General features: G+C 50.5%; 22 protein-coding genes and 2 pseudogenes. 5 read left to right on the forward strand and 19 right to left on the reverse strand.

What is annotated here, in order from left to right:
- Nucleotides 1-116: 116 nt before the first annotated feature.
- The 3 genes and pseudogenes from AB9F27_RS04750 to AB9F27_RS04760 all read right to left on the reverse strand — a co-directional run bounded on the left by AB9F27_RS04750 (nt 117) and on the right by AB9F27_RS04760 (nt 695).
- A complete protein-coding gene (locus tag AB9F27_RS04750) occupies nt 117-365 on the reverse strand; it encodes a hypothetical protein (RefSeq protein ID WP_369757593.1) in 249 nt (82 codons plus the stop codon).
- A 33-nt stretch (nt 366-398) separates the two neighbouring features.
- Nucleotides 399-500, reverse strand: a pseudogene (locus tag AB9F27_RS04755) (hypothetical protein); the annotation flags it as partial.
- 12 nt (nt 501-512) lie between these two features.
- Nucleotides 513-695, reverse strand: coding sequence for a hypothetical protein (locus tag AB9F27_RS04760; RefSeq protein ID WP_335586947.1), 183 nt, complete (start codon nt 693-695; stop codon nt 513-515).
- An 81-nt stretch (nt 696-776) separates the two neighbouring features.
- Here AB9F27_RS04760 and AB9F27_RS04765 point away from each other — a divergent pair.
- A pseudogene (locus tag AB9F27_RS04765) lies at nt 777-1,195 on the forward strand (DDE-type integrase/transposase/recombinase); the annotation flags it as partial.
- Here the strand turns inward: AB9F27_RS04765 and AB9F27_RS04770 are convergent.
- Entirely contained in the window at nt 1,113-1,565 is a 453-nt protein-coding gene (locus AB9F27_RS04770) for an IS3 family transposase (protein ID WP_369757610.1), read from the reverse strand. The pseudogene AB9F27_RS04765 and the gene AB9F27_RS04770 overlap by 83 nt on opposite strands.
- Before the next feature lie 411 nt (nt 1,566-1,976).
- Between AB9F27_RS04770 and AB9F27_RS04775 the strand changes: the two genes are divergently transcribed.
- From AB9F27_RS04775 to AB9F27_RS04785, 4 genes are all read left to right on the forward strand, one after another.
- Entirely contained in the window at nt 1,977-3,473 is a 1,497-nt protein-coding gene (locus AB9F27_RS04775; RefSeq protein ID WP_335586379.1) for a calcium-binding protein, read from the forward strand.
- Nucleotides 3,474-3,656: 183 nt separating this feature from the next.
- The gene (locus AB9F27_RS22230) at nt 3,657-4,109 is read left to right on the forward strand and encodes a transposase (protein WP_407067045.1); all 453 of its coding nucleotides are present in this window, start codon (nt 3,657-3,659) and stop codon (nt 4,107-4,109) included.
- A gap of 1,332 nt (nt 4,110-5,441) precedes the next feature.
- Complete coding sequence (locus tag AB9F27_RS04780; protein ID WP_335586378.1) at nt 5,442-7,727, forward strand: glycosyltransferase; 2,286 nt, start codon at nt 5,442-5,444, stop codon at nt 7,725-7,727.
- A 10-nt stretch (nt 7,728-7,737) separates the two neighbouring features.
- Nucleotides 7,738-8,544 (forward strand): Stf0 family sulfotransferase, encoded by an 807-nt coding sequence (locus AB9F27_RS04785; protein WP_335586377.1) that lies wholly within the window; start codon nt 7,738-7,740, stop codon nt 8,542-8,544.
- A gap of 728 nt (nt 8,545-9,272) precedes the next feature.
- On the opposite strand, the gene AB9F27_RS04790 is transcribed toward AB9F27_RS04785, so the two are convergent.
- The 15 genes from AB9F27_RS04790 to AB9F27_RS04860 all read right to left on the reverse strand — a co-directional run bounded on the left by AB9F27_RS04790 (nt 9,273) and on the right by AB9F27_RS04860 (nt 25,324).
- Nucleotides 9,273-9,737 (reverse strand): lasso peptide biosynthesis B2 protein, encoded by a 465-nt coding sequence (locus AB9F27_RS04790; RefSeq protein ID WP_335586376.1) that lies wholly within the window; start codon nt 9,735-9,737, stop codon nt 9,273-9,275.
- A gap of 56 nt (nt 9,738-9,793) precedes the next feature.
- The gene (locus AB9F27_RS04795) at nt 9,794-10,084 is read right to left on the reverse strand and encodes a PqqD family protein (protein WP_369754910.1); all 291 of its coding nucleotides are present in this window, start codon (nt 10,082-10,084) and stop codon (nt 9,794-9,796) included.
- Between the two features lie 144 nt (nt 10,085-10,228).
- Nucleotides 10,229-11,152, reverse strand: a complete 924-nt coding sequence (locus AB9F27_RS04800; RefSeq protein WP_335586374.1) for a hypothetical protein — start codon at nt 11,150-11,152, stop codon at nt 10,229-10,231.
- A 409-nt stretch (nt 11,153-11,561) separates the two neighbouring features.
- On the reverse strand, nt 11,562-11,747 hold the full coding sequence (locus AB9F27_RS04805) for a hypothetical protein (RefSeq protein ID WP_335586373.1): 186 nt from the start codon (nt 11,745-11,747) through the stop codon (nt 11,562-11,564).
- A gap of 33 nt (nt 11,748-11,780) precedes the next feature.
- A complete protein-coding gene (locus AB9F27_RS04810; protein WP_369757594.1) occupies nt 11,781-13,673 on the reverse strand; it encodes an asparagine synthase-related protein in 1,893 nt (630 codons plus the stop codon).
- A complete protein-coding gene (locus AB9F27_RS04815; RefSeq protein WP_335586371.1) occupies nt 13,670-15,328 on the reverse strand; it encodes an ABC transporter ATP-binding protein in 1,659 nt (552 codons plus the stop codon). Before AB9F27_RS04815 ends, AB9F27_RS04810 begins: the two co-directional genes overlap by 4 nt.
- Before the next feature lie 12 nt (nt 15,329-15,340).
- Complete coding sequence (locus AB9F27_RS04820; RefSeq protein ID WP_335586370.1) at nt 15,341-16,501, reverse strand: nucleotidyltransferase family protein; 1,161 nt, start codon at nt 16,499-16,501, stop codon at nt 15,341-15,343.
- A gap of 241 nt (nt 16,502-16,742) precedes the next feature.
- Nucleotides 16,743-17,717 (reverse strand): hypothetical protein, encoded by a 975-nt coding sequence (locus AB9F27_RS04825; protein WP_335586369.1) that lies wholly within the window; start codon nt 17,715-17,717, stop codon nt 16,743-16,745.
- A 151-nt stretch (nt 17,718-17,868) separates the two neighbouring features.
- The gene (locus tag AB9F27_RS04830; RefSeq protein WP_335586368.1) at nt 17,869-19,197 is read right to left on the reverse strand and encodes a hypothetical protein; all 1,329 of its coding nucleotides are present in this window, start codon (nt 19,195-19,197) and stop codon (nt 17,869-17,871) included.
- Nucleotides 19,198-19,332: 135 nt separating this feature from the next.
- Complete coding sequence (locus AB9F27_RS04835; RefSeq protein WP_335586367.1) at nt 19,333-19,911, reverse strand: WcaF family extracellular polysaccharide biosynthesis acetyltransferase; 579 nt, start codon at nt 19,909-19,911, stop codon at nt 19,333-19,335.
- The gene (locus AB9F27_RS04840) at nt 19,904-21,049 is read right to left on the reverse strand and encodes a glycosyltransferase (RefSeq protein ID WP_335586366.1); all 1,146 of its coding nucleotides are present in this window, start codon (nt 21,047-21,049) and stop codon (nt 19,904-19,906) included. Before AB9F27_RS04840 ends, AB9F27_RS04835 begins: the two co-directional genes overlap by 8 nt.
- Nucleotides 21,042-22,268, reverse strand: coding sequence for a glycosyltransferase family 4 protein (locus AB9F27_RS04845; protein ID WP_335586365.1), 1,227 nt, complete (start codon nt 22,266-22,268; stop codon nt 21,042-21,044). Before AB9F27_RS04845 ends, AB9F27_RS04840 begins: the two co-directional genes overlap by 8 nt.
- On the reverse strand, nt 22,265-23,266 hold the full coding sequence (locus tag AB9F27_RS04850) for a glycosyltransferase (RefSeq protein WP_335586364.1): 1,002 nt from the start codon (nt 23,264-23,266) through the stop codon (nt 22,265-22,267). Before AB9F27_RS04850 ends, AB9F27_RS04845 begins: the two co-directional genes overlap by 4 nt.
- Nucleotides 23,263-24,036, reverse strand: a complete 774-nt coding sequence (locus tag AB9F27_RS04855) for a capsular polysaccharide synthesis protein (RefSeq protein WP_335586363.1) — start codon at nt 24,034-24,036, stop codon at nt 23,263-23,265. Before AB9F27_RS04855 ends, AB9F27_RS04850 begins: the two co-directional genes overlap by 4 nt.
- A 352-nt stretch (nt 24,037-24,388) precedes the next feature.
- Nucleotides 24,389-25,324 carry a glycosyltransferase family A protein gene (locus tag AB9F27_RS04860; protein WP_335586362.1) on the reverse strand — a complete coding sequence of 312 codons (936 nt, stop codon included), beginning with the start codon at nt 25,322-25,324 and terminating at the stop codon, nt 24,389-24,391.
- Nucleotides 25,325-25,399 lie beyond the last annotated feature (75 nt).

Consider the following 25,399-nt stretch of genomic DNA (forward strand, 5'->3'; position numbering starts at 1 on the left):
GCTATGGACTTACAACAATGACCGCCCGAATATGGGCATAGGCGGCATGACCCCCGCCCAGAAACTGAAAATGGCCGCGTAAGTTCTACAGCCGCACCCCATTAGAAATGGGGGGATTACCCATCCTCTGTGTTTGGCAATTGCACCTCTAACTCCGTTTTCCGCGCTTCGAGCTCATCCATCTTTATCTTTAAACTGGGGTGATACATTCCATCGGTAATGGCTTCGATGATTGTGCCGATCTGTTTGTTCACTTTTACCAAGTCCCGTTCGGTCTTGGAGCGGTCCTGTTTAATGGAGCTGGTAAGATGGCGGAACTCAGCTTCATAGGCGAGGGTAAACTCTGCGATGAGGTCAGGATGCAATAATTGATCTTTGAGACCTACGAGAACTCGGGTCTCTAGCTCCTCCCGCTTTATGGTGGTGCGATTACCGCAGGTGCCTTTGTTGCGGGCATTGGCGCAGCCAAAGTAGGTCTTCCAAACAATGGTGAAACCGCCACCACAGGCTCCTCAGGTCAATGCACCTGAAAACAGATGTTTGGGGCGCTTTGCGCGTTCGGCACGTACAACGCCTTCGCTGATGACCTCACTACGGGTGGCCTTTTGGCGGGCTTTGGCACGGTTCCAAAGGCCGTCGGGAATAAGGCGGAGATCAGGAACCTCTTCAATGATCCAGTCTTCCGTTGGATTCATACCGGCTTGCCGTTTACTAGTGTCTGGATCCTTGATGAAACGCTGAAGGTTCCAAATAAGACGGCCTTGGTACAGGTCATTTTATATTCCCGCTGCGTCATTGGCCGAGCAGCGGGCAGCAATCGCATGAAGCGAAATCTGGCAATACGCGCGTGGGCTATGACCGTGGCATTACGGCGGCCACCCCGTTTACCATACGGATCGTGGCTCGCAATCCTGATCGCATGATTGCCAGAAATGCCTGACAAAACAGGGCTTCAAAGTATCCGTGAGCGGCAAAGGGAATTGCTCCTCCTCTCGGGATCATGCTGCGCATGACCCTGCCGGAAACATTCTTCAAATCCATCAAGGCAGAATTAATTTGGAGAAACCGATGAGAGACGCGGTGGCAGGCTGAAGGCGCAATATTCCAGCACATCAATGGATTTTGTAATCCACGCCGCCGACATTCATCGCGGGGAGGCAAAAGCTCCTTGGCATTTGAACGAAGGGCTGCATAAATGAGTTGAAAGACTGGAACTGGTTTAGCACGGTTGCGCGGAGCGGCCTGTTCAGAAGATCCATTGTGCAAGGCAGCGCCTTGTCCGGCAGAGTTGTCTTGATCTTCTTTCCGCGCCTAACACTTTCGATCCCAGTGTCACACATGAGACGTTCAACAGTGTCGCGCGCCAAATCGATGCCTTCCCGTCTTATGGAATGCCACAGTTTGCGAGCACCATACAAATTTTCTCTAAAATGGAAACATTCCTGAGTTTGAAAGGGCGGATAGCGGCCGTTTTCTGCAAAACTGAAAGATGACCGGCCAAACGTGGAAGCCGGCTCTGACTGACAGGGCGCGTGGGAAATGGACATTCGCAGCAATTGCGGCATTGAACCACCACTCGGCAATCCGGTGAGCAGGTTCTTTGGCTGAATCACGAACGCTTGAGGCACTCAAGTCAGCCATTCAAAAATGAGCGCCCGTTTGTACAGAATAGAAAATTCACTCTGCCCTGCGCGCACATTCTCAATCCAAAGCCTTCATCTGGGCCTTTTTGGTATCCTTTCGGGCCACTCCAATACCCCTTCGTACAGTGAGGTGAGCATTAGAGTCGCGTAGCTATTCCTTATAGCACTGTCTTTGATCAACACATTCCTGAATGATTGAATGCATCGGTACGGCAGGTGATCAAACCTCTCTGCCGTTGCGAAGTTGCAATGTTGTCTAAGCACCGGCCCTTCAGGAGTTTTGAGCTCGCGGCCATAGAGCGTGATGCAACCTAATTTGAGTATGAGGCAGGAATGGTAACCAGAACATATGTCGCTACAGATGGAAAAACGCAAATCCATACCTATGGTGGGGGTGTCGATAATATCTATGACCATTGGGATAACTTAGAATTTTCAAGCATCACAAAGTTTTCGCATGGCCATCATGCGCGCTCCGGTGGCGGCACGGATACTTTCAATTTTCAAAACATCAACAACGTTGCCGATGTTATTGTCGGCCGCATTGAGGATTTTGATGCGTCCCGGGATGAAATTCGTATTGAAGGAGAGTTGCTCGACTTCGACAATTTGCCCAGTAATATTCGCGTTGTCGAATTTAACGGAGCCCATCACGACATGGGATCGCAACCGCAGCAGTGGTTGCTAATCGACACAGCCTCAGGTGGTCACATCTTTTATGCAATTGAAGGTGCGCGCATTGGTATGAGTGGAGGCGGAGATTCGCACTCCCCCCACCAAGAAGGTCACTTCCTCCTTGAAAGCCAGCTTCCAGACTTTTCTGTCTTGGAAACAGTCCCATACATCGACCCACAGAATTTCGTTCCAGCCGGTTTCTCGCCGACGAACGGTGTCACAATCAATGACACCGACGTAGATGCCGCCGACGTGCTTGCCGAAATTCTGGGAACCTCGGGAGACGATCTAATCGCGGCCGGCCTGAACGACGACTTTGCACACGGCTTCGCTGGCAATGATCGAATTTGGGGAGGCGGCGGCAACGATACCGTCCTTGGAGACGATGGGAACGATACCCTTTTAGGCGGAACCGGCGATGACTTGCTGGGCGGCGGATACGGCAATGACCAGCTCTACGGCGGGCACGGTGATGATCGACTTTACGGTAGTATGGGGGCCGACACTTTGATCGGCGAAGACGGTAATGACTTGCTGGTCGGTGGAGACGGTAATGACTTGCTAGGCGGCGGAACCGGCAATGACCAGCTCTACGGCGGACACGGTGACGATCGACTTTACGGCAGTATGGGGGCCGACACCTTGATCGGCGAAGGGGGTAATGACCTGCTGGGTGGCGGAGACGGTAATGACCTGCTGGGCGGCGGATACGGCAACGACCAACTCTACGGCGGAAATGGTGATGATCGACTTTACGGAAGCGCAGGTCAGGATGTGATATTCGGGCAGAGCGGTGATGATAGGATAATTGGTGGCCAAGGGGCGGACATCCTCACCGGAGGACATGGCGCTGATACGTTTGAATTCACAAACAGTGATTTAATGGATTGGGACAATCTCGACGGAACGTGGTCGCAAATGAATGCACAACTTGATTTGATTACGGATTTTTCCAATGGAGTTGATGTAATAAAATTCGATAACGTCAATAATGTTGGATCACTTGATGATCTCTTTGCTTGGGAGACCACAATAGATGGGAATAAACATTTTGCGGTAATGGTTCAGGAAACAAACGAACGAATTCTGGTGGATGTCGATGATTCCATTAGCTGGACTCAGTTCTTTAACAACGACAACTTCATGTTTTTATAATTTTGAAAAATGCGGTTCAGTAGCCAAATCGCGGCGACGACCGTCAAGGTCTGCTCACGTCTTATTCTGTTGGAAAACCCTTCTTGATTTGAGAGCGCTTGGCTGAATCAGCTTCCTTGTGGATATGAGGGATTGAGGATCCCGTTCCATCTGACCACGTATTTCGGGCAATTGGTTTGTCCAGTGTTCGCCAACATTCGTCTGAGCTTTACAGTACGACGGGTCGTCCTTCTATTGTGCCATAACGAATGGTGCGCATGTTATTGGTTCTGCAAGCTAGGTCTGACGGATCCTATTCCCGATCATTCCACGTTCTCCAAGAACCGCCCCTCTCATCGCTGCAAGCTGCGACTGCCAATGGATACCGCTTTTGGTTCAGGTCCGATGTTAGATTGGCTGGTCGCGAAGCCCGCAATTGCGCCGCATATTCCCGTCATAGACAAATCGGGGCAAAAACATGGGCCTTTGAACGCGCTGATTTTACCTTCGATACTGAACATGACTTGTACATTTGCCCCGGCGGTAAAGAGCTCACACAATATCGTCGTGCGTTTGAAACGCCGAGGTCCGGCGCACACAAAGATGAAACGATACGCTATCGTGCTCGAAAATCAGACTGTGACGCGTGTGCCTTAAAAGAGTGCTGCACTCCAAAAGAGCCGAAGCGCAAAGTGAAACGTTCAACCTATGAAACGTCCCGTGATGTCGCTCGTGGTTGATCGCAAACTGAGCAAAAAGGTCGAGATGTCATGCGTCCATCTCAAACGCATTCACGGCTTGGGCCGGCTCAGATTGCGTAGCCTATGTGGTGCACACGACGAATTTATCCTCGCGGCAACTGCCCAGAACCTCAAAAAGTTAGCCAAACTAGCACCAAACCCAATCCAGGCCAGAGCCACTGTGAGAAACAGAAGTGGAAACCATTTATCCTGAGAGGCCACACGGTGAAAACTTCGAGTTATTCAACAGAATAGGTTCGAAACCGGATCGGCCATAGCCGCTTCAAGTCTCTAAATTAATGTTGTTTCAACCTTTCTATTTGAAGTTATTTACTCCTTGGACGCCGTGAATTCGGGTTTTGGGCTATCGATCCTGAACAAGTGGGTTCAGTAACACTAGCATGATGATTTGATGTCGAGCCCTCATGAAAATCTGGAACGGGAGAACGATCGCATTAGTGATGAAATCTGCCTGCTGTGCGAGGAGAGGGAAGTGTTCAAGTTGAGGCGTTTAGGAGATGATCCGAGGGATCATTTGTAGGCCATAACCCTGCCGAGTAATGGACGACTCCTTGGTTGAAACGTTCTTCAAATCACCCAAGGAAAAGCTGATCTGGCGCAACCTTTGGGAAAGCAGACACCAGTTGCAGCCCTCGACATTCAACGGATCGGCTTCAATAAGCTGAAAGCACATGCGCGCCACGAACGCAGAAATGTCGGAGACATTTCGCACACAGAAGTAAGACGGGACGAACTGAATAGATCAAGCAGCCTTGATCGCTGCTAAGAGAATGCCGCGAAGAAGCACCAGAAGCGGACCGAAGCGAAACCTGATCGACGCAACGAGAACGCATCTTTGAAACGATTGAGGAGGCGCAGACCAAGGCAACGCAATTGCTCGGGACTTACAGCCGCGAGCGACCCAATTTAGGCATCGGTGGCATTCCACCCGCAATGGAACAGAAAGCAGCCGAATTAAAATGGGTGGATTGCCAGTACCCCTAAGCACACCGTCCGGTGATTTTCGACTGTTACACTGGAACCTAAGGTCAGTTGAAAACACCAGTTCCGGAAGGATTCAGGAGACAAAAGCGTTCACACTGGAATAAATCAATGTTAAAGGCATTGAAAGATGCCCAGCCCTAAGCAGACTTGGAAGCAATTGCGCCCAACCTTTTTGGATTCAGGTATTTGAAAAAATAAGGGAAGGCCGACAGCAATGACTACTCGACCGATAGTATCTATAATAATGCCCGTTTTTAATGAGCAATTATTTCTAGAACGCGCAGTTCAATCAATCCAAAATCAAAACGTACGGTTCGGCGTTGAGCTGATTATTGTTGATGATTGTTCAAGTGATAAGACTGCCGAGTTAGCATCATCGTTGATAAAAAATAATCAGGCTCAATTTCTTAATATCAAATATTTGAAGCTTGACGAAAATCTAGGAAACGCACTTGCATTTTTCCACGGCTTAAAGGCCGCAAGCGGGCATTATTATCACGTTTTGGACGCAGATGACTACTGGATTGATAGGGGTAAATTGTCTTTGCAAGTAGAATTCTTGGAGGCAAACCCTGAATTGGCTGGATGCGGGCATAGAACGATTGTGCGCGATGAAATGGGGGGGACTGAAAGCTTTTATCCGAACCCTGAACCGAGGCTAAATCCCGTTTCATACAGCGATTTGGTTCAAGGCGCGGCATATTTCCACACAAGTTCCCTTTTGTTTCGCAACTACTTTTACGACCCCAGCACGAAATCATCGCATCCTCATGAAATATTTCGAGAGGTCCGAGGCGATGTTATTCGAATGTATGTAAATGCGCGCTATGGTGACATTGCCTATATTCCCAGAACTATGTCGGTATATGATAATCATGGCGGTGGTATCTGGACTTCGCTGAACCAAGAGGGTCAGATAAAACTGATTGAGAGACTTTATACCAAACTAGAAAAATACGAAATGTATGATCTGGTTGAAGATGAAGAGAATGCAAAAAAATATGTAGGTTGGAAAGTAAACTCTCTTAGAAATTACATCCCAATTTCCAAGAGGCCTGTGTGTTTAAACTCGCAGGACGTTTTTACTAAAAACAAGTTTCAGCTAAGCTCGGTCAATGGCATAAAAACAGTGACGGATTTAGAGAAGCAAGTTCGTTCATTAATTCTTATGGGAATGTTGGATGAAGCGCTCTCATTGTTACGCAAATTTATTTCAGCACTCTCTTTTGATGCAAATTTGAAAAAAATTAGCTTTCGCAAAGTAATATGTACTCCAGAAATTGATGCGCTTTGCTACGAAATTGGCGGGTTGATTGCAGACCAGCTATCTATTCAACCAAGAACCAAACCGAACAAAGACAAATTGGGTCCCGTAGCATTTGTTATGTCAGGCATGACAAGTAACGGCGGCGGGATGATGGAGGAAACTCTAGATTTTGCGCAGTGTTATTTGGCTGATAGAGAAGTTTATCTGTTTTCCACCGAGACGGTGGGCAGCAGTCGGGACATAAGAGATTATGTAGACTCAAGAATTCAGTTGGTAATTTGTACGGATACGGGCTTGCTCGAAAAAACAGCTTGGCTAACGTACCATTTATCTAGGATAAACCCATCATTAGTGTTCTTGAACCCAAGTCATCATGACGTGAGCCTGTTGGGTGGGATCCGAAAAGAGCACTGTGAAAGCATATACCTTATAAATAGTTTGGACCATGGGATTGGCATCGGTAAATATTCGCCAGCCGTCAGTGGGATAATAGCGAAGCGCCCATATGAAATGGATGTCTTTAAAAAGTTAGCACCAAGCAAGCAAAGAGTTTATGTTCCCGCATTTACGCGCCATGTGACTCAAAGAGTGATTAGTAAAAAGCAAACAGGGCAAACTCTAAAGTTCGCTAGCGCCTGTGTTCGAAAATATAAAATTGAGCAAGCTTACGATTATCAATTCAAAGACGTAGTTCCAGAACTCATTCACAAGACTGGCTGTAGCTATCTGCACGTTGGTGATATCTCAGAGGGTGTCGTTAATCATATACGAAAGGCCCTCGCCAAACACTCAATTGATCAAGACGCTTTCCAAGTACAGCCTCGCGTTCCAAATTTGGGAAAGTACCTGTTGGATAACAACGTGGACGTATTCCTTCAGTCCTTCCCAATTGCTGGGGGGAAGACCTCTATTGAGGTTCTGTCTTGTGGAATTCCAATAATTAATCATGATAGCTACTTGCACCCAATGATGAATGTATCAGATATGGCTTATCGGGAAGCCCCATGTTGGGCCGTACCCGAAGAACTATTTGAAATCGCACGTGGGATAGACCCCGCTTGGCTTAAAACCCATTCAGACTTGGCACTCAAGCACTTTGAAAAACACTGTACGATTGAGGTGATTCAGAGGAAATGTATCGAAGGAAATACTTTGAAAAGTCACCCTTCATTTACGGAAGAGGTTAAGTTCTCGGTTCCAGAGACGCCAAACGAACTGCGAAAAATTCTCAATGAGTTGATGGAATTCACGGTTTTTGAATAGGTGGACGGCAATGACTTTTAATAAAATCCTCATGGTTGCTCAGCCAAGATCAGGGACAAACTTTTTTATTCGCAAGTTTGCACAAGATAGATGTCTTTCTGTTTTAAACGAACCATTTAATAATGGTGGCCCTATACTTGGCGGAAGTAATTTACTGCTAGATGAGCCGCGTGTAATTAGCTTTTTGACTGGAAAAGATGTCTCTAGGGAATGCATGATCGACAAGTTTAGAATGTTGGTCACCAAGGACACGTTTAAGCCTCAAGCGGTTGGCGTCTTAATGAAAATATTCCCAGAACATAATGTGGGTCTCTTGGATGACATCCCGTTAAAGTTTCCGGAAATGAAGTATTTGATAATTGAGCGTAGAAACAAACTTGCTCAATATATTAGCTATAAACATGCGATGAAATCGAAGGTCTGGCGGGTTAAAGCCGATGCTGACCAAGAGGTTTTGGGATACCAAGACATAAAAATTAAGATCAGCCTTGATGAGTTTGAGAAATTTTCTCACACCAGTGTCGCTTTTTTTGAAAGATATAAAAGCCTTCTAAACAAACTTCACCGAGCTTATTCAGTCAGTTATTATGAGGATTTTACAGCATCCACTGAAGTAATTGATGATTTGGCCAGAAAATTCAAAGTGTCCGCAAGCATTAAGAGACCGCATGACGATACTAAAAAGCTTAACAAACCTTTGAGCCATTATATCGAAAATGTATCCGAGCTGGAAAGAATTTTTGAGATGTACGGAGAGGGCACTGAAGAAATATATTCCAACTGCCTGTCTCGTCTTACCCCCCCCGAGCGCCGCTGATTGACCTCTGAAGTGGCCCCGATTTTTTGGGCCGTTTAGCTACTCGTCTCGCATTCGGCAATTAAAGATTTCGTAATTGTCGTTCCCCGAAGGTCCCCTCGGTTCAATGCAGACAGATGATTTTTGTCGAGTGGTTCACACCAAAGTGCGGTTTTCTGTTGGTCCGATCTAGACGAAATCGAGTTGCAGAGTGCGGCGCGGCGCACGCGGCTTAAGGTGTCAGAATCTCTTTCGAATGTATGTTTTACTAAAAAAAATGACATATTTCGGGCTAAGCTTTCGAACATTATTGTATATCTTGGAAAGTAGCTTTTTAGCGTTTCCGCCATCGCTCTTTCCGCTGAAAATTTCTAATATTTCTTCCTGATTGATCATTCGCCCAGAAATTTCCGGAATAAGGATCCCATTCTCCATCAGCGTTTCACGCAGTTAAAAAGGTTTCTTTGAATGGTAGAAGATCCGGTCTTAGGGGTTCCTACATGTAGAATTGCTGTGGTACTCAATGAAAACCTCGAATGTTTATGTGCGTAACTTCTTTTCCTACAGATTACACACCGTACCAATCTACACCATCAATAATGCTAGAAATGTCGCAAAGCCGTTAGTTGAGCGTTATTATCAAATAACAGCTGGGTCGAGTGTAAAGCGCGGAGCAATAATGGGGCACAGAAGCGGCTGCATATCGCAGTTGCAGGGGAGTAAAATACCGCCAGTTTGTGTCCTTCGTATTATCGGTGGGCGGGAGAAGTATTGTTTAACCCATTCCACGTTTCTGGACCTGCCAGCGGAATAAATGTGCTAAAGTCACCGCCTGTAACTGTTATATCGGCATGGCGGAGCCACGCATGCGCTTCAAAAGCAGCGTTTTCCCGTTTGCGCACACCAATGAAAAGTTCCGACGTTATCCCCGATCGATTCAGCCAACGTTGCGCGGCCATCGCCTGAACAAAGCAATCGGACCGCCATGGTACGTTTCCCGCAGCCACCGCAATGGCCCAAGATACGCGATGAATAACCACGTCGACGGCCCCCGTTTTGTGCGAATTTTCAATAGGGTCGCCACGCTTACCAGCCATTTCCAACAACGCGCGCGGGGATTTTGATGTCAGATGAATGCGGCCGAGGGCGAGTTCAAAGACCGCTCGGAGTATATCAAGCCATTGACCCGCCGAAAACCCCACCGCCCGGCGCATTTTTCTTGTACGTAATTGAGGGGGTGAATCGTCGCTTTTCACAGTATACTCCGAGATCAAGTTTGATCGGTAAAGACCAAATCATGCGAGCGCATTTCTAAAACGAAAGCAGTAATATCGGCATTCAATATGCCGGCGGAAACTTTATACTTGGGCAAAAGAGCATTGCATATTTCAGGCACAGTTGTGCCCTTTTCGAGCAGTTCCCAGACGCGTGTGCCAAGGGAATCGAGGCCATAATAGGTGCCGTTTTCTAGGTGTAAAATCACGGTCTCTTCCCCGACTTTACTGCAAACCGCGTGCGGGCTTCGTTCTAGTTTCGTGGCCAAGTTGAAGTTTTTGATCATTTCAGTCCCTCGCCCCTTTCGGCCTTTAGGTAGCATTATTATGCAACAATTAATTTCATCATTGTAATGGCTATAAAGAAAAATATCACCCGCAAATATTGAGGCCGCGTAAGGCGGGGCTCGCAAAAAACAGTGTATTCACATCTAGCCCGTTGGGGCAACAAAACCGGGTGCGGCCTTGCTCAGGGTTTGCATTTGAACTGTGAGGGCGTGGTGAACCTCGCTCAGCCTAGAAAAGTCGCGGGGGTAGAACAATTCAAAGGCGGGAACTTTGCTGGCCAAAGAACTCGCGTCCATCATTTTTTGGTGCGCGCGCGTTTTGTCGGTTGGGTCGAGGGCGAAACTGTTGGTGATCAGACCCATGCAGCACTCCGCAACGCTCATTCGGCGGAAAGTGATGCTGCCGCCTGCGGGTTCTGGTCCGAGAAAAAAGAAGGCTCCGATGGGGACCGGCGATTGTTCAGTATTCGAGGGTGTGGGAACGCTGACACTTTGCTTTGATGTGTAATTGGCAATCGCGGTCGAGTCGGGAGGTTCGGAATAGAGTTCCGCGAGCGAGTCGGGCAGGAGCCTTAGGCTGGGGTAGACGGCCTTACCGTGGAACACATTGTCTACCTGTGAGACGATAATGGCGTCATCACCCAAAAGGACGGCTCCGCTGTTTTGAAAGCTGGCAACGAGGGTGGATTTACCGCGCCCAGAGTTGCCCAAAAATACTAACGCGTTTCCGTCACTTTCGACGGCGCCAGCATGCAGGACAAGGTCGCCCTGATGCGCAAGGATGCGTGGAAAGACTTGGTCTTGTAAGAAATGGTTGGCAGTCTCGGGAGGAAGCGGTTTTGAATTGGGCGAAAAAAGTAGGATTTCGCGCTTGGTGAAGGACACGCTTACCGTGGCTTGATCCCAAAACCGAACTTCATAGGTTGAAGCGCCATAGCGTTCGGCTATCGCAACGGACAACCCGCTTCCGTCATTCCATAAATCAGTAGGGGGGGGAGCTTTTACGGCGGATGGGTCTTGGCTCTGCTGAATTACGGTCCAACTGCCAAAACCATCAACGCTTCTCATTTGAAACTTTTCGAGACAACAAAATACACAAAGAATTTTTACTTCAAATCAAAATACCGCACAAACAATCCGGCAGACGGGAGAAACTTTAGGGTCTATTACGGAGAGGGCCAGGCTGACCGTTGTTTTCTGGATGTCGCTGATTGGAACCCGAGGCCGTCAGTTCGACCAGGTTACCCAAAATGACGACGCTCGGTGCCGCATATGTTTCTTTTACCGTATCAGTGTCTGGTTCGTTGAACGTTGCCATCAGCTGTAGCTCGCAATAGAGATCGTTTTCGGCGATCAGAAAAAGGTTAAGTACCTCTAATAAAGATACTTAACATTATACGCAAAGCGAATGCAATGGATTCGGTGATAATTTGGGGCAGAAGCAATAAGCGAAATTAGCCGCGAACTGGCAGGTTTCTTAGGGCTTTCGGCCAGTACACGGGTTAATATTTGGGAAATCTGAACAGATGTTACCAAAGGAACTTTCCGATCGAGTGCCAGATCCGGAGGCCGTCAACTCAACCAAGCCGCCATAGACATGCAGCTTAGGAGCCAAATACTTTTCTTCGACATGAATACTGCCAAAATCTTTTCCGTTAGTCATAAATTTCATCCTGAATCTTAATTTTTTAACTATTTACTCGTACACCTGTATCCGAAACCAATTCGCAAAGTAAATAATATTTAACCTTTCGTTAACATTATCATCTTTCCGCTCTCCTTGTCCAGCTTCCAAGACTATCTCCGGTTTTATGAATTGTCCCAACGCATGGGGCGAGCGGGCATTCAGGGGCCGCGTGTTTGAAGCGCCTGAGAAGACTGTTTGTGTGAAATCCCCTCCTAGATGTTGTTTGCCATGGCGCCAGCGTACTTGGTCGGGAAGCTGTCCGTCCATAGCTCGTCGCAAGATCATCTTGGGCCAACCATCGGACAAGAGTTGATTCGCTGGCAATGACAGGCAAAAATCGACCACCCGCAAATCCATAAAGGGATCGCGGGGTTCAATTGCAACACAGGACGCCACCCGATCATATCGTTCGCGTGCAACTGCGAGGTGGGGGTGGACGATCAAGTCCGCGCGGTCTTCGGCGCTTGATTTGTCCATATCTCCGAACGTTTTTTGATAGGTGTGCAACCTTTCGGGAAACCTGACTTTGCGGGCGAAATCAGGGTGGAGGAGCGAAGTGTCTGTGGATTGCCGCCGCTCACGTGCTTCAAGGAGGCGACGCCTTTTTCGGCGAATTGGTTTTGGCACAAAGGCTGTCCATGCCGGATGCAACAGTGTTTTCCATATTGGAAATGGATGCCCCCAAAACCGTTTCTCGCCGCGAACATTCTGCAGGGCTTGCCGCCATTTTCCCGCGCGAAGAAGTCGTGCGATTTGGATTCCGTGCCCTAAGACGATATCGCCCGATACGCCGTCGAGCATAACCTTGATACCCGCACGGTGCGCCGTTAAATAGACGGCACGGGGCAAAACCATATGTGCATCGAAGGGCTCTTCGCTCCGTTGGGTTAAATCTAACAATTCCGGCATCAGTGATCCAAGCTCAGCATAGTTCGTCACATGTGGATTGAGATCGGGCATTGTCATCGCAGCATAAGCTGCCTTCGTCTCGACGCAGGTTTCAGGGTCGGGGCCAACCGCAGAGAACGTTTCAAGAGGGCCAAGACCTTCGTCGGCCAGAAGCCGACTGGCCACAGCCACCACGGAGCCTGAATCCATGCCGCCACTGAGCATCGAGCCAACGGGGGTAGGGGAGCGCAGCCGACAGTGTACCGCCTTGGTGAAGACGTCGAGAAACGCTTTTGCATAGGCCTCGTCGGACGGCAGTTTTAGTTCCGGCCCCGGTGTCAGGGTCCAGTAGCGGCGAAGGGCAAGACCGCTTTCGTCAAGCGTTAGGCTATGTGCTGGCGGCAAGCGGAAAAGCTGTTCATAGAAGGTGCTGGTGAAGTCGATCCCCTCCAAATCATCGTAGAGGAAATCTGCAATACGCCCTTCATTGAGGTCCCGAGGCATCGCATCAACGGCCAGAATCGCAGCGGGCTCTGTTGCAAAAGCAAAAACCTTGTTGGGTTGATGGTAGTAAATAAGCTGTCGCACCCCAAGTTGATCGCGCGCACAGAACAGACGCATATTGCGCGGATCCCAAATTACAAAAGCGAAGTCGCCAAGCAGATGATCTAGGCACGTGTCGCCCCATGCCAAATAAGCCCGCAGGATAAGTTCGCCGTCCCCGATCGTTGCAGTTTGGCCATCTAGGGCAAGTTTGGCGAGGAGCTCCTCCCGATTATCGAGCCGCACATCGGCCGTGATCGTGGCGCCACTGTCCGTATCGCGATACGGTAAAGTTTCGAAAAGGGACTCGGGCGTGGTGGCAAGGAGGGTATGGCCGAGGCCCGCAGTATCCAGTTGCAAAAGGTTTGTGCCGTCCGGGCCACGGCGGCCAAGCACCTTTGCCATAGCCGCGAGGTCTTCGGGTTTAGGGTTGGCGCCATCCAAAGAAATCAAACCGCAAATACCGCTCATGTGAGTTTTCCGTTTTCTTCCACGATCCGACCATCGACAAGACACAACACGCGATCCGCAAGGGTAAGGCTGGCGGTGCGGTGGGTGATCAGGATGACCGTGCGATCTTTGAGCGCATCCCCACAGGTTTCGATAAACGCTTGCTCACCCTCAATGTCGTACATCGAAGTTGCTTCGTCGAGAATGAGAATTTGCGGGTCTTTTAGGAAGGCGCGGGCGAGGGCGATGCGTTGGCGCTGGCCACCAGACAGGCGCACGCCGTGATCCCCAATTTCAGTGCCGAACCCGTCGGGCAATTTCGTTATGAAGTCATAGGCTTGGGCCAAACGCGCCGCCTTGTTGATATCTGCGTCGGTTGCGCCTTCAAGGCCATAGGCGATGTTGTCGCGAATGGAACCGTTGAAAAGCGAGGCGCGTTGAGGGACAAGACCGATTTTTTGACGCAGGGATAGTAAATTTAGGCTGGAAATATCGCAGCCATCAAGGAGGACAGTCCCCGTATCTGGATCAAAAAGCCGGACCAAAAGGCTGATTAAGGTGCTTTTCCCCGCGCCATTTTCACCCGCCAAAGCAATTGTTTCGCCAGATTCTATGTGAAGGCTTACATCCTTTAGGATCGCTGGGCGGTCAGGATAGGCAAATGAAACCCCGCGAAATTCAATATCCCCTTGAGTTTGTTCAATCTCGCGGGGCTCGGCATAGCCTGCCTCAGGTTTTTCATTGAGGACTGTCAGCAGGCGTTCCAATGTACCGCGCGCGGTCTGTGTTTGCCCATAGACATTGGCGAGTGTGCCCACTGGGCGGGTAAGTATTGCGGCATAAAGCAGAAAGCTGAACATTTCGGGCGTCGTCATACTCCCTGTTTGAAGGCTTAGACCGGCAAACAAAAGGAGCAAAACCGCCGCCGTACCCGCCACAAATTGGACAATCGGACCGAGTGCCGCGTTAATGCGGTTTTCTTGTAGGTTTATGGTCAGGACTTGATCTATCTGTGCTTTATACCGATTCAACTCGGCGTTTTCGCGGGTGAAAGCCTTTACTGCTGGCAGCATTTCCAAGCCTTCTTCAGCAAGGCCGACCGCCATGGCTTCTGCATGTTGCGCCATACGCGCCAACCCACGGAGCCTGCGGCCAATCACCTTCAAAATGATATAAAAAGCCGGCACAATGGCGGGAACGAGGAGGGCGAGGATAGGATCAATCCGAAACATCAGAACGATGGCCCCTAGGGTGGTGAGGAGCAAGGGCGGGATGCTGACCAAGGTTCCGGTAATGAAACTACTAAGCTGTGGCAGCTCATTGGTCATGAGCGCAAGGACGTCGCCTTGCCGACCTTTTTGGTGAAAGGCCAACGGCAGCTTTTGCAAATGGCCAAAAACACTGACGCGTATTTCCGCCAGAAAACGTTCAGCGGTTCGACCCGAGAAGATTTGGGTCGTAAATCTGAGCAGCCCAAGCAAGCCAAGCAAAGCGATCAGAAGGATAACAATCAACCCGATAGAAATTGTTTCATCAGCGAGAATTCCACCCGCAAGTTGTCCTACCAGCCAAGGGATGATCAAGGTCGCGACCGATTCCAAAAGCATAAGCAGTGCTACCAAAATAAGCGGATAGCGAAACGGATAGGCAAACGGGAGCAGTTTTCGTAGGACCATGAATTTTCGTCTCTATTGTTCGCGGCGGCGGAAGAAATGTAGCATCCGTCGCCCATAAAGGAATGGTAAACTACGCTCTGCCATATCGGGGTATTTGGCGCGCATAAAGGTCTCAGGTGGGAAAAGCCTCCACTTGATGAAAGCTATTTTCTTCCGCCCGCCTGGAACGGCAACAAAATCGTACCACACCTGCCGTGTTGGTTCTGACCGCAACAGATATTTTCCAGGTTTGCTCTCTATTTGCGCGGAGGCTTCCATTCGGCTCATAACCTGCGGAGGAATGGGCGTTCCAAGTAGCCTTTCTGCGGTTTTCAGCGCGACATAACAAATTTCGGCCACGCTCTTTCCCTCGCCCTGATCGCAAAGCTCATCCCACTGGTCAGAAGACAGGGACGCTGCCAGTAAGTGAATGTCGTTTAGCCAGATAAGGCGGTCACCGCCGAAATACTTAACACCATCAACATAATAAGGGCTGCTGATATGCTGTGCGCGATGCACGCAAGCATGTAAAAGGGCCAGAACAGGCCCAAATGACATCGCGCCTTTACATAGGCGAGGCAAGTGGTGGTTCTGACGGAGGGCTTCCTCAAAGGTGAACAGGTCACCCAAAGCCCACCCTTTCATGACCCGCCAATGAAGATCAATTTCGTGAACATGCCCGTTGCCGAGATCCTTTTCCCACGGCTCTTGCAGGCTGCTAGGATCATGCGTTGCGGTCATAGACGCCGCCATTTTAAATCCGCAATTTCGCAGCGTTTCCCTTGTCTGCGCCAGATCCTCATCCCGAACAAGAATATCGGTATCGCCACGCTGACGCCAATACGGCTCGTCATAAACGTCATAGGCAAGGGCCGTTCCTTTCAGGAGGATCGGCGTTACCTTTTGCGCGGTCAGTTCCAAAATGAGGTGTGCAACGATACTCCTGTGGCGAAGTTCCCACATTGCCTGTGCGCGAGATTGTGCGAGAAGCGCGTCAAGGATGCGCTGCGGCCAATTTTCAAGCTGCAACTGAGGGGCAATCAAGACACCCGCGATGCCGTGATACAAAGCGCGTTCAATCGTTAGGTTTTCGATCGACGAGTCCGAGTCGCGCCATTCGTGCGGCCACTCTGTGCGGGGATTACTTATTGCTGCACTCAGGAGCAGGTCTACCTTTTCCCTGTTAACAGTCATAAAAATCGCTTCTTTCAATCAGTAAAAACGCCCGAAATAATGGGCGGCATTGAACTTGTTCCTTCTGCATCCTTAGCTGAGAGCGTGTGATACGCCAAGGGTGATGCTCAAGGAACTCGAAAAACGTTATCGCATGATGGAGTTGGTGCGTGGGAACACTTTAGCGAAGGGATGTTTGAACCGATAGACTTCCACCACAGAGTCGAGGGAATGGTGTTGAGAAACGAGGGGGATTGATACTCTAGAATGTTCTCCAGTTCTCCCGATCATTCCACGCATCTTTTGTTAGATTTATGGTCAACTTGTTATCCCGTAAGCCACGTTGAGTGATAAAAACGTTCGAACTCGAAGTGCCAATTAATACTTGAGCCGTGCGCATGATTTCCATTTCAACGAGGAAAGAGATGATGTTTGCGCGGCGTATTTTTGGGGGCAAATCGTTAAAGGTTGTCTGGTCATAACCGACGTTTTTTTTCTGTTGATCAGCGTTCATCTCTGCAGCAGAAAGGATAGTGAAATCGCCAGACAAAAGCGCCTTCATTTCATCAACGATTGTAGTGTCATCCGTCGCAATAAAAAGAGAATTACCGGATGAGCGATACGGCTCAAGCGCCTCGACATACATTTCGAGTGGTACATAGTTGAATTCAGAAATCTTATCTCCGCGCCGAATGTGCAGGGCGATATCAACAGACGAAAATCCAAACATTTCGCGTATTGCATCCACTTCCGACTGCGTGCTGGCATTAAACTTCCAAATCGCTCGCGATACCGCAGCTAGAACAACATTGAACTGGCCAGAATAATTGAGAGACTTGATGGTGATTTCCTGCGGCTTTCCTCGTTCAATGGCATCAAACATAAAGGAAGAGCATCCCGTCGATAGCTTAAGGAGGCCGCGTGTGAGGGCGCGAACTGCTGCATACTTCCGCCGCGCCAATGCCTTTGTATTCAAGCCCTGCAGGGGAGTAGATAGCTCTTGGCAAAACGGCAGGAAGTAGTCCTGCCAGCCTCGAATTGTTGAAACACCTTGGGGGCGTGTTATGATCTCTTGGCAGAATTGAAGCTCTTCCGCCAAACATCTTGTGAGAACGTTTGCCGTATCGTTGAATTCTGAGCAAAAGCCGACACCATTACCAAATCTATGGAGATGCTTGCGGTGGAAACTTTGGTTGAGGCTAATGATATGCGGTCTTATGTCGGATTCTGCAATCAATTGAGGTTTCCTTACTATTTTTAAATGGCAAAGCTCTTGAAATTCATTCCGCTCTGGGAGCAACAAATACAACCAGTCGTGTTGATACAATGGCCACGAACATCTTCGGGGTCGGCGTTGAATCCCAAACGCCTGAAAGTACGTCCAACAATTATGCCGAGACCTCCAGGGATTGGGTCACAGCCACTAATCTTTCTGAACGCATTTGCTCTAGGCGTGCGATGCCGACACCTGCGAAAAGGATCATGAATTGAAGGGTCAGGATTGTAAAACTCTGCACCGTCACAAATAGCAGAGCAAGACAGAGGAATACCTCTTTGGCTTGGTATAACTTCCAGATAAGGGCCGCGATTGCGAGATAGAAGAACACCGCGACGACGCCGCTGAGATCAAAAAGAAGTTCAAGAAACGTCGAATTCATTGGGGCCAACCCACCAAACTCGGTGAAGCCCACACCTAACCCGTATTGCTGATTAAGGGCGGTGAAATACTGCCCAATTCCGACGCCAAAAATGGCAGCAAGGGGATGATTATTGAGATAGTCCCACCCATAGAATTCCTGCCGATAGACAAACCGTGCGTCTATTCCAGCCTCGAATTCAAGGGCTCTGCGTTCATATCCAACTTGGAAGGCGTCAAGGACCCCGATGTCTGGGAAAGCTGCGATTAAAATCGCGAAGATGATGATGCTGCCGAAAAAGAATTTGGTCGCTTGGGAGGGGTAGAGCAACAGAGCAATTGCACCGAAGATAACAATAGTCATCATGTAGGAACCGGAAAAGGTGAACAAAGACATAAAGAAAATGCCTCGACCAATCCATTTCATCCACCGCGCCGTTGATTTTTTGGGCGGCACATAGAAAAAACAGGCCAGTGCGCAAACAAACATAACATAGCCCAGTCGTTTGGGCTCGTTTGCCAAGCTATTGATCCTCACAAAGCCAAACTCATAGGCTACATCACCCGCAGAGGTGCCGCGTAAAATACCGCGATATGGGAGGCCGATCCGGTCTGCGACGATCTGATAAAATCCATAGGTCGCATAAATGACGCCTAGAACGACAAGACCTTTGAGGAGCAGGCGATAGGCATCGGGCTTTCGGCCCATTTCGTAGCAAAAAGAGAACATGGCGAAAATGCCAAGGTAGTAAATGATTCGAATTAGGGCGCGTGTCGTGTCTGATCCAGCTATGATTGTAAGCGTGGCCGAGAGGACGAAGGCCATAATGGCAAAAGCGAAAATAGGTTTTACGGAAGGGGCCATTTTTAAGCGCCCCTGAAGAAACACGCGCATGGTTAGAAGGATCGGAACTGTTTGCCAAAGGGTCAGGAGTGTGAAGAGGGGGATGAAGAAATACAGGCTGAGTGCGGTGGGTAAGTAAGCCATTAGTCGTACTGGAGCCTTGGCGAGGAACCAGATCGCGAGCGCTGTCCCGATAAGAACGACCAACGGGTCCAGCGGTGTGTAACCAATTACCATTCTGCAGTCCTATTCCTCTGAATTCTCATCACGGTAATTAAACATTTCCAAAATTGTTCGCGGTCCCGTGGATTGGCGCCATCTGTGACGACGGACTAATCCGCAGCTTAATTTTTTCAAACTTAAAGGAATGCGTCAATTTGATCCCGCATCCGCTACAGCAGGGCGTTGCTTGATTGAACCGTCGTTGAGATAAATTTGCCCTTGGGCAAGGCGGCCCGTCCCGAGGGCTTTTATCGCGAGTATGGCGCCATCTTCGACGATGGACCCCGGAGCGAGTGTGGACCCAGCGCCGAGCCAGCACCCTGAACCAATCGCAATGGGGCGCGTAATCAGTCCAAAGCGAGGATCTGCCCAATCATGGGTGCCCGTACAAAGATAGACGCCTTGCGAAATGCAACTATGCGCGCCGATTGTAACTTCGGCCAGATTATCAATCCAGACGCGTTCCCCAATCCATACGTGATCGGCCACCGTTAATCGCCACGGAAATTTCACCGCGACATAGGACTTAATGACGACCCCGCGACCGATCCGTGCTCCGAAGGCGCGTAAAAGGCTACAGCGCCAACCAGACCCTGGCAGCCAACTGTTGAAAACAACCCCAGAAAGGGTGATCCACGCAAGTTCCTTCAAGCGCGACGCCCCTCTAGAGAACCCAGCGTTCTCGTAGAGGTCAAGACGCATGTTGGGCGGTTTTTGTTGCTCAGTCATGCACATGATCCGGTTTTTGAGTGCCTCGTGTAATCCAAAGATACACGTCGCGCATGCGAGAGGCCACCTCTTCGCGACCAAAATCGCGCTCAACCCATTTCCGCCCTCGTCGCCCCATTTCCTTTAGGACTTCTGGCCCAGTGGACATCGCTTGCTGCATTGTTTCTGTGAGCTCATCTTGGCTTAACTCGATCCACCAGCCGCAATCATGCTCCTGCAAGCCTGCCCAAGGCGCATTTTTTGTGGTGATGACGGGTGTTTCCTGCGCCAATGCCTCTGCCACGACCAAACCAAAGTTTTCCGCATGGGTCGGCAGGACAAAGAGGTCGGCATTGCGATATTGCATTTCCTTTTCGGCCCCATGTTTCGCCCCAACAAACCGCACGCGTTCAAGCTTCAACTTCGCAGCCAGCAGTTTCATGTCTGCCTCATGTCCGCCCTCGTCGATTCCCGCGATCACTAGTTCCCAATCTGGGAACCGTGCCGTAAGCGTGCTCCAGCTTTTCAGCAAAAGGTCGATGCCTTTTTTTGGGTGAAGACGACTTAGAAAAAGCACTTGTCGTAACGGCCCCTCGGTGCGTGTGGCCAATTCTGGAAGGGCCATTGCGTTGGGCACGATGGCAATCGGGTTGCTTAGCCCCATGTCGCGAAAATGCTGTGCCTCCATTTCGGCGGTGGCGCGCAGACAGCGTGCTCCGCGCAGGTGGGCGTTCTCAAATATGGCGGCGGCGATGCGTTTCTTTAAATGTGAATTGTTCCGCGCCCACGGGTCAAGCATTCCTCGGGGTGTAACAATATAAGGCGTGTGCGTTGTGCGGGCCTGTTTAAGATTGGCGTATGACGGATAGGTCCAAAGCCCCTGAACATCGATCAAATCTGGGTTAAGCTTCTCGATGGCCGCTCCCATGCCGCGCGCATATTGCCATGGCGCGGGGCCACTGACGGGAAAGGCATGAACGCGTGGTCCCCAAGTCTGAGCGGCGTCTGGGTATGACGGGTCGATGGTTCCCATCACATGCATTTCCATATCGTCAAACGGGTCGATGCTATGCGCTAGACCAGGTACTGATACGGCCAGCCCCCCTGCGGCAGGCGACAGTTTGCTGGTCAGGAGGAGAACGCGCGTTCGATCAGACATGCGCGGCCCTTTTTTCATCCACGCCTAAAATAGCGTACCTATCGAGCAAAGTTTGCGCGGCGGTTGACCACGAAAACAAGCCTCGCACATGGGCGGATTGCACCTGAGGGTCCTGCCAGAGATTTTCACGGGAAAAACGCGCAATAACTCCTGCGAGAGCATGCGGCTCACTTGCAACCAAAATCCCACCGCTTGCCTCGATAATCGCGGGTAGGGCGCCAGCAGGGCTACCAATCACCGGAAGACCCGTGGCCGCCGCATCAAGGGCCGTGATGCAAAACCCCTCTTCAAGCGAGGGCTGTACGTAGATATTTGCGGCATCATAAAGTCGCGCTAAATCATCGAACGGCACCGCCTTATGCAAGCGCAGAACGCAGTCGAGGCCGCGCTTTGTTACATCCCGTTGGATATCGTCGAAATACCCTTTTACGCGACCAGCGGGCCCCACCACATCCCAAACCACATCCACGCCCATGTCGCGCAAGGCCTGCACAGTCGCAGGGAGAATATGTTGACGTTTGTGCGGGGCAAAGCCACCTGCGGTTAGCAATCGAACTGGCCCCGAGGGACGGCGATCAGTTGGGGGAGACATCAACAATTGAAGATCCGCAGTCATCCCATGCCCGATCGCTTCAATACGGTCCTGTGCCACAATCGGCGCCAACGCTGTCTGTACCTGCAGGGAGGGGACGACATAGGCCGCAAATCCGTGGCGTTTTAATCGCGCTTTATTCTTGATTTTCACCGCCTTGAGGCGTGCAAACTCCTTCAAACGCGCGGGCAGAGGTGCGTTATGCGCGACCAAACGGCATTCCATCGGCGGCACATTATGCACCGTCGCCACGCAGGGAAGCCCCGCTGCTTGAAAGCGTTCCGTGTCGAGAACTTCCATGAGGAACAGCCCAAAGAGCACATGCAGCATGTCAGGACGCTCAGGTGTCGACAGGCTCTCGGAGGCCAGAAGATCGACCTGACGGCAGAAGTCATAGCGTTGCTCGCGTTTCGGGTCGCCCGCCGCGGGATACCCCGCATCAATCCACCGAACGCGGTATGGCGGCTTGGACATTCCATCCGGTAACCAGCAATCAGGCGCAGGGCCGGGCACCCAAAGCTCGACTTCCACACCTTTGGCGGAAAGGGCGCAGAGGGTCTCGTGTACGTAATTAACCGTGCCACCAATCCTCGGGAAATAATGTTCGCTGATGGCGAGAAGTCTCATCCTTGCGCTCCCCCTTTGGGACGGCCTTTGAGCCGTCGATAGAGTGTTGTGGTCGCCAGTACCATGGATGGTCCGCCGATCCTACGCAGAATTCGCAAGGGCAGCCGCATGTCTGGGCGATAGTTTGGGCAGAGGGTGCGTGCGCGCGCAAGAAGTTCCCGCGCGTCCGCGGGGTGCGACGCCCAGTAAGCCATGGCGATTTTATCCATGCGCTGGGCGAGGGCTTCGCGGAGGCGCGCTGGCATCGGTCCTTTCTCTCCGTCGAATGAGGCTTCAACTTTTTCACAGACACGGCGGCGCGCAACAAATTTGCGGATGTCATCGTCCGCCGACACGCGACCGCCAGCATGATGTATATACAAGTAATTGGCGCTCTCAACGGGTACAAAATAATGTCCGTCCAACAAGATACGCAGCAGTAGATCGCCATCCTCGTCGGTTAAGAGGGACTCGTCATATCCGCCAAGATTTTCCAGAACATGCTGTGGGAAAAGGACCCCGCAATGGTGGAGGAAAGGCCGCACGAGCATCCGGCAATACTGCAGCAAGGGCTCAGGTGGTAAATCGCGCCAACTGTTGTTTATGGACGTGTTCCCATTGGTGAAGACGTGCTTTGTGGGGGCAAAAGGGATTGCATTTTCGGGTAGATTTTCGGCTTCTTTCAGAAGAGCAGCCAAGTGACCCTCATCCAACTGATCATCCGCGTCGAGAAATTTGATCCACGCGCCCTTTGCTTCCAAAAGCCCCGCATTGCGTGCGGCACCTTGGCGGCAATTCTGTGCACGCCGAATAACGCGTGCAGGGCTTCCATCCAATGTGGCAAACACCGCACCATACTCCGGCCCCGACCCGTCATCAACGACGATCCATTCCGCGTGCGCATTTGAATTGGCAGCCATGGATCGTTTTAGGGCCTCGAAATCGAGGGGGCAATACGCTGGGATAATGACGCTGATATAGGGCGTCGGGGCGGCCTCTGAAGGTGGCGTAGTAGTCATAGATCGAGATGCTCGTTCAAGAAATTTTCACGGAAGTTTTCTTTCCAAGTCAACTTGTGCACGAACGCCCCTCGAATGACGTTTTTGTCGGTTTCGGTTGGTTCTTGGTTTTCGAAGTGCAGTTTTAGGATCCTGTGTGTCGGCGTCGCACTGAAATTTGGTACTTTGCTCCACTCCTTCCTGAAACTTTGCGACGTGTAAGTCAGCCATTCGAATGAAAAGTCATGCCAGTAGTATGTTTTCGGCGCCTCCTTGCGGCCAGCCCAGAATTTTTCGGTAACATCCAACCACGGTCGTATAATCTTGCCTTGCGGCTTGGAGGCAAGAAACCAGTTTGATACAATTCGAGCAGGTCGCGGGGTGCGAAAAGCGAAAAAATCCGCCTGTGACATCACGGTAGGCATCCAGTTCGTCAGCGGGTGATTGCAGAAAGACGTGGCATCGGCCCAAACTCCACCACGTTCGCACAAAAGCTTCGTGCGCAGTATATCGGCATAGTGCGCAGGCAGCGTTCCTTCGGGAAGGGACGAGCGATCTAAGATGCGGTTTGCCTTCTCTTGGTCCAAAAACACAAAGTTCCAATCCGGATTTTTTTCCGTCCAAGATGCATGGCAAGCTCGAACAAGATCAGGAGCGTTTTCTAGCCCGCGATCCCAGAAAAAATAGATATTTTTTGGCAAGTCTGCGCTATTGAGCCCCTCCAAGGGAGGAGGTGTGATCAACGGTCCCAATCGCGTTCTCTTTACTCTTATGAAGGTATTGCGTAGCATAAATTTCCCTTAAATGTATATATTTACTCAAACAGTGTGGGGGTGCACCTGATAGCGAGGCATCGCTTACAGCCCTGTGGTCAAATTAAGTCATGCGCCGTGGCTTTTCGCAGTCGCGGGCAAGCTTTTTCGTACATTATCTATAGGTAGTGAGCGGCCCTTCTGAGACAATCCGCGACACGGTGTCTTACCTAATAAAGACAAGACCAAGGAAGATGTGTGGTGCCCGTTTCTTAAATCTCGGCACAAAATACCTTGGATTTTGGTGTGGCCCGCGGGCGGTTCGCAGATGACGCATTGACCAAATTACCCATTAGCTATGTTTTGCCGACTGTGTGATGGAGCTAATGGCTTAGCTCAATATCAGTCGCCGCAATGCGAGTCCCCATTTCAAGCCGAGCAGCCCAACGACCCAACGGGTCTTGGTTGGCAGGGCTGGAGTGAAATCGAAAAGCCAATTGGCTCGTTCCCAAGCAACGGCGCGGTCCAAAATTTCTGGTTGGTCGCGCCAGGAATAGGCCAGCGTACGCACCCGAGCCAAACAGGCCTTGCGCACCATTGTATCATCGCGCGCTGCCAGCAGGGTCGCTGAGACGCTCTCGAAAGATTGCCAAACGCTCTTTGCGGATTTCAACGTTCTGTTACGGCTGACGGACCCTTCGGGCGGGTGGCGGTATAATACCCGAGCCTCTTCGCAAAAGCGCAACTCACCGGCAGAAACAAGTATACGGCCAAAAAATTCGCCATCATCATCACCGGTCAAGCTCTCGTCCCAAGGGCCAACTTTTTCGATCAAGGCGCGTGGTGTTAACCAAGTATGATATGGGAAAAAGCCGCCTTTGTGCCACATGAACGACAGTAAATCCGCACCGGTTTCGTAGCTTTGCCAATAGTGGCGAACATCATCGGGGGCGATATCGCCATTGTCATGGAAGTGGGACCATGGACCGAATGCCATGGCTCCTTTGGGCGCTCCTTCCATTTGGGCGAGTTGCATGGCGATTTTCTCTGGTGGCAGAATGTCATCAGCGTCTAGGAACTGAATCCAGTCGCCTCTTGCCATTTCTAGGCCAATATTTCGTGCCGCGCTTCCACCTCGGTTCGGGCCGCTGACCCATTTGATACGCCCGTCAAAAAGCCTAATTTTTTCGAGGCTGGCATCAGTTGAGCCATCATCCACTACGATCACTTCACAGGAGTGGTTCTGTGCCAGCGCACTTTCAATCGCGGCAGCAACATATGCGTGCTTATTGTAGCAAGGGATGATAATGGAAACAGTGGCCAACATGTTACGCTTCTCCTTTAGCGACGTGGCGCTGGGGGCTTGGATATGCAGTCCCGCTCCGCGCTCAGGGTCGCAAGA

The sequence above is a fragment of the Falsihalocynthiibacter sp. CO-5D18 genome (assembly GCF_041205445.1).
Classification (GTDB): Bacteria; Pseudomonadota; Alphaproteobacteria; order Rhodobacterales; family Rhodobacteraceae; genus Falsihalocynthiibacter; species Falsihalocynthiibacter arcticus.

What these genes read in the sequence shown, in the direction of transcription:
- AB9F27_RS04785 (WP_335586377.1), top strand. Translation starts at nt 7,738, where the DNA reads ATGACTTTTAATAAAATCCTCATGGTTGCTCAGCCAAGATCAGGGACA.
- AB9F27_RS04775 (WP_335586379.1), top strand. Translation starts at nt 1,977, where the DNA reads ATGGTAACCAGAACATATGTCGCTACAGATGGAAAAACGCAAATCCAT.
- AB9F27_RS04800 (WP_335586374.1), bottom strand. Translation starts at nt 11,152, where the DNA reads ATGAGAAGCGTTGATGGTTTTGGCAGTTGGACCGTAATTCAGCAGAGC.
- AB9F27_RS04815 (WP_335586371.1), bottom strand. Translation starts at nt 15,328, where the DNA reads ATGGTCCTACGAAAACTGCTCCCGTTTGCCTATCCGTTTCGCTATCCG.
- AB9F27_RS04850 (WP_335586364.1), bottom strand. Translation starts at nt 23,266, where the DNA reads ATGACTACTACGCCACCTTCAGAGGCCGCCCCGACGCCCTATATCAGC.
- AB9F27_RS04860 (WP_335586362.1), bottom strand. Translation starts at nt 25,324, where the DNA reads ATGTTGGCCACTGTTTCCATTATCATCCCTTGCTACAATAAGCACGCA.
- AB9F27_RS04855 (WP_335586363.1), bottom strand. Translation starts at nt 24,036, where the DNA reads ATGCTACGCAATACCTTCATAAGAGTAAAGAGAACGCGATTGGGACCG.
- AB9F27_RS04835 (WP_335586367.1), bottom strand. Translation starts at nt 19,911, where the DNA reads ATGACTGAGCAACAAAAACCGCCCAACATGCGTCTTGACCTCTACGAG.
- AB9F27_RS04770 (WP_369757610.1), bottom strand. Translation starts at nt 1,565, where the DNA reads ATGCCGCAATTGCTGCGAATGTCCATTTCCCACGCGCCCTGTCAGTCA.
- AB9F27_RS04760 (WP_335586947.1), bottom strand. Translation starts at nt 695, where the DNA reads ATGAATCCAACGGAAGACTGGATCATTGAAGAGGTTCCTGATCTCCGC.
- AB9F27_RS04810 (WP_369757594.1), bottom strand. Translation starts at nt 13,673, where the DNA reads ATGAGCGGTATTTGCGGTTTGATTTCTTTGGATGGCGCCAACCCTAAA.
- AB9F27_RS04780 (WP_335586378.1), top strand. Translation starts at nt 5,442, where the DNA reads ATGCCCGTTTTTAATGAGCAATTATTTCTAGAACGCGCAGTTCAATCA.
- AB9F27_RS04795 (WP_369754910.1), bottom strand. Translation starts at nt 10,084, where the DNA reads ATGATCAAAAACTTCAACTTGGCCACGAAACTAGAACGAAGCCCGCAC.
- AB9F27_RS04840 (WP_335586366.1), bottom strand. Translation starts at nt 21,049, where the DNA reads ATGTCTGATCGAACGCGCGTTCTCCTCCTGACCAGCAAACTGTCGCCT.
- AB9F27_RS04790 (WP_335586376.1), bottom strand. Translation starts at nt 9,737, where the DNA reads ATGCGCCGGGCGGTGGGGTTTTCGGCGGGTCAATGGCTTGATATACTC.
- AB9F27_RS04820 (WP_335586370.1), bottom strand. Translation starts at nt 16,501, where the DNA reads ATGACTGTTAACAGGGAAAAGGTAGACCTGCTCCTGAGTGCAGCAATA.
- AB9F27_RS04830 (WP_335586368.1), bottom strand. Translation starts at nt 19,197, where the DNA reads ATGGTAATTGGTTACACACCGCTGGACCCGTTGGTCGTTCTTATCGGG.
- AB9F27_RS04845 (WP_335586365.1), bottom strand. Translation starts at nt 22,268, where the DNA reads ATGAGACTTCTCGCCATCAGCGAACATTATTTCCCGAGGATTGGTGGC.
- AB9F27_RS04805 (WP_335586373.1), bottom strand. Translation starts at nt 11,747, where the DNA reads ATGACTAACGGAAAAGATTTTGGCAGTATTCATGTCGAAGAAAAGTAT.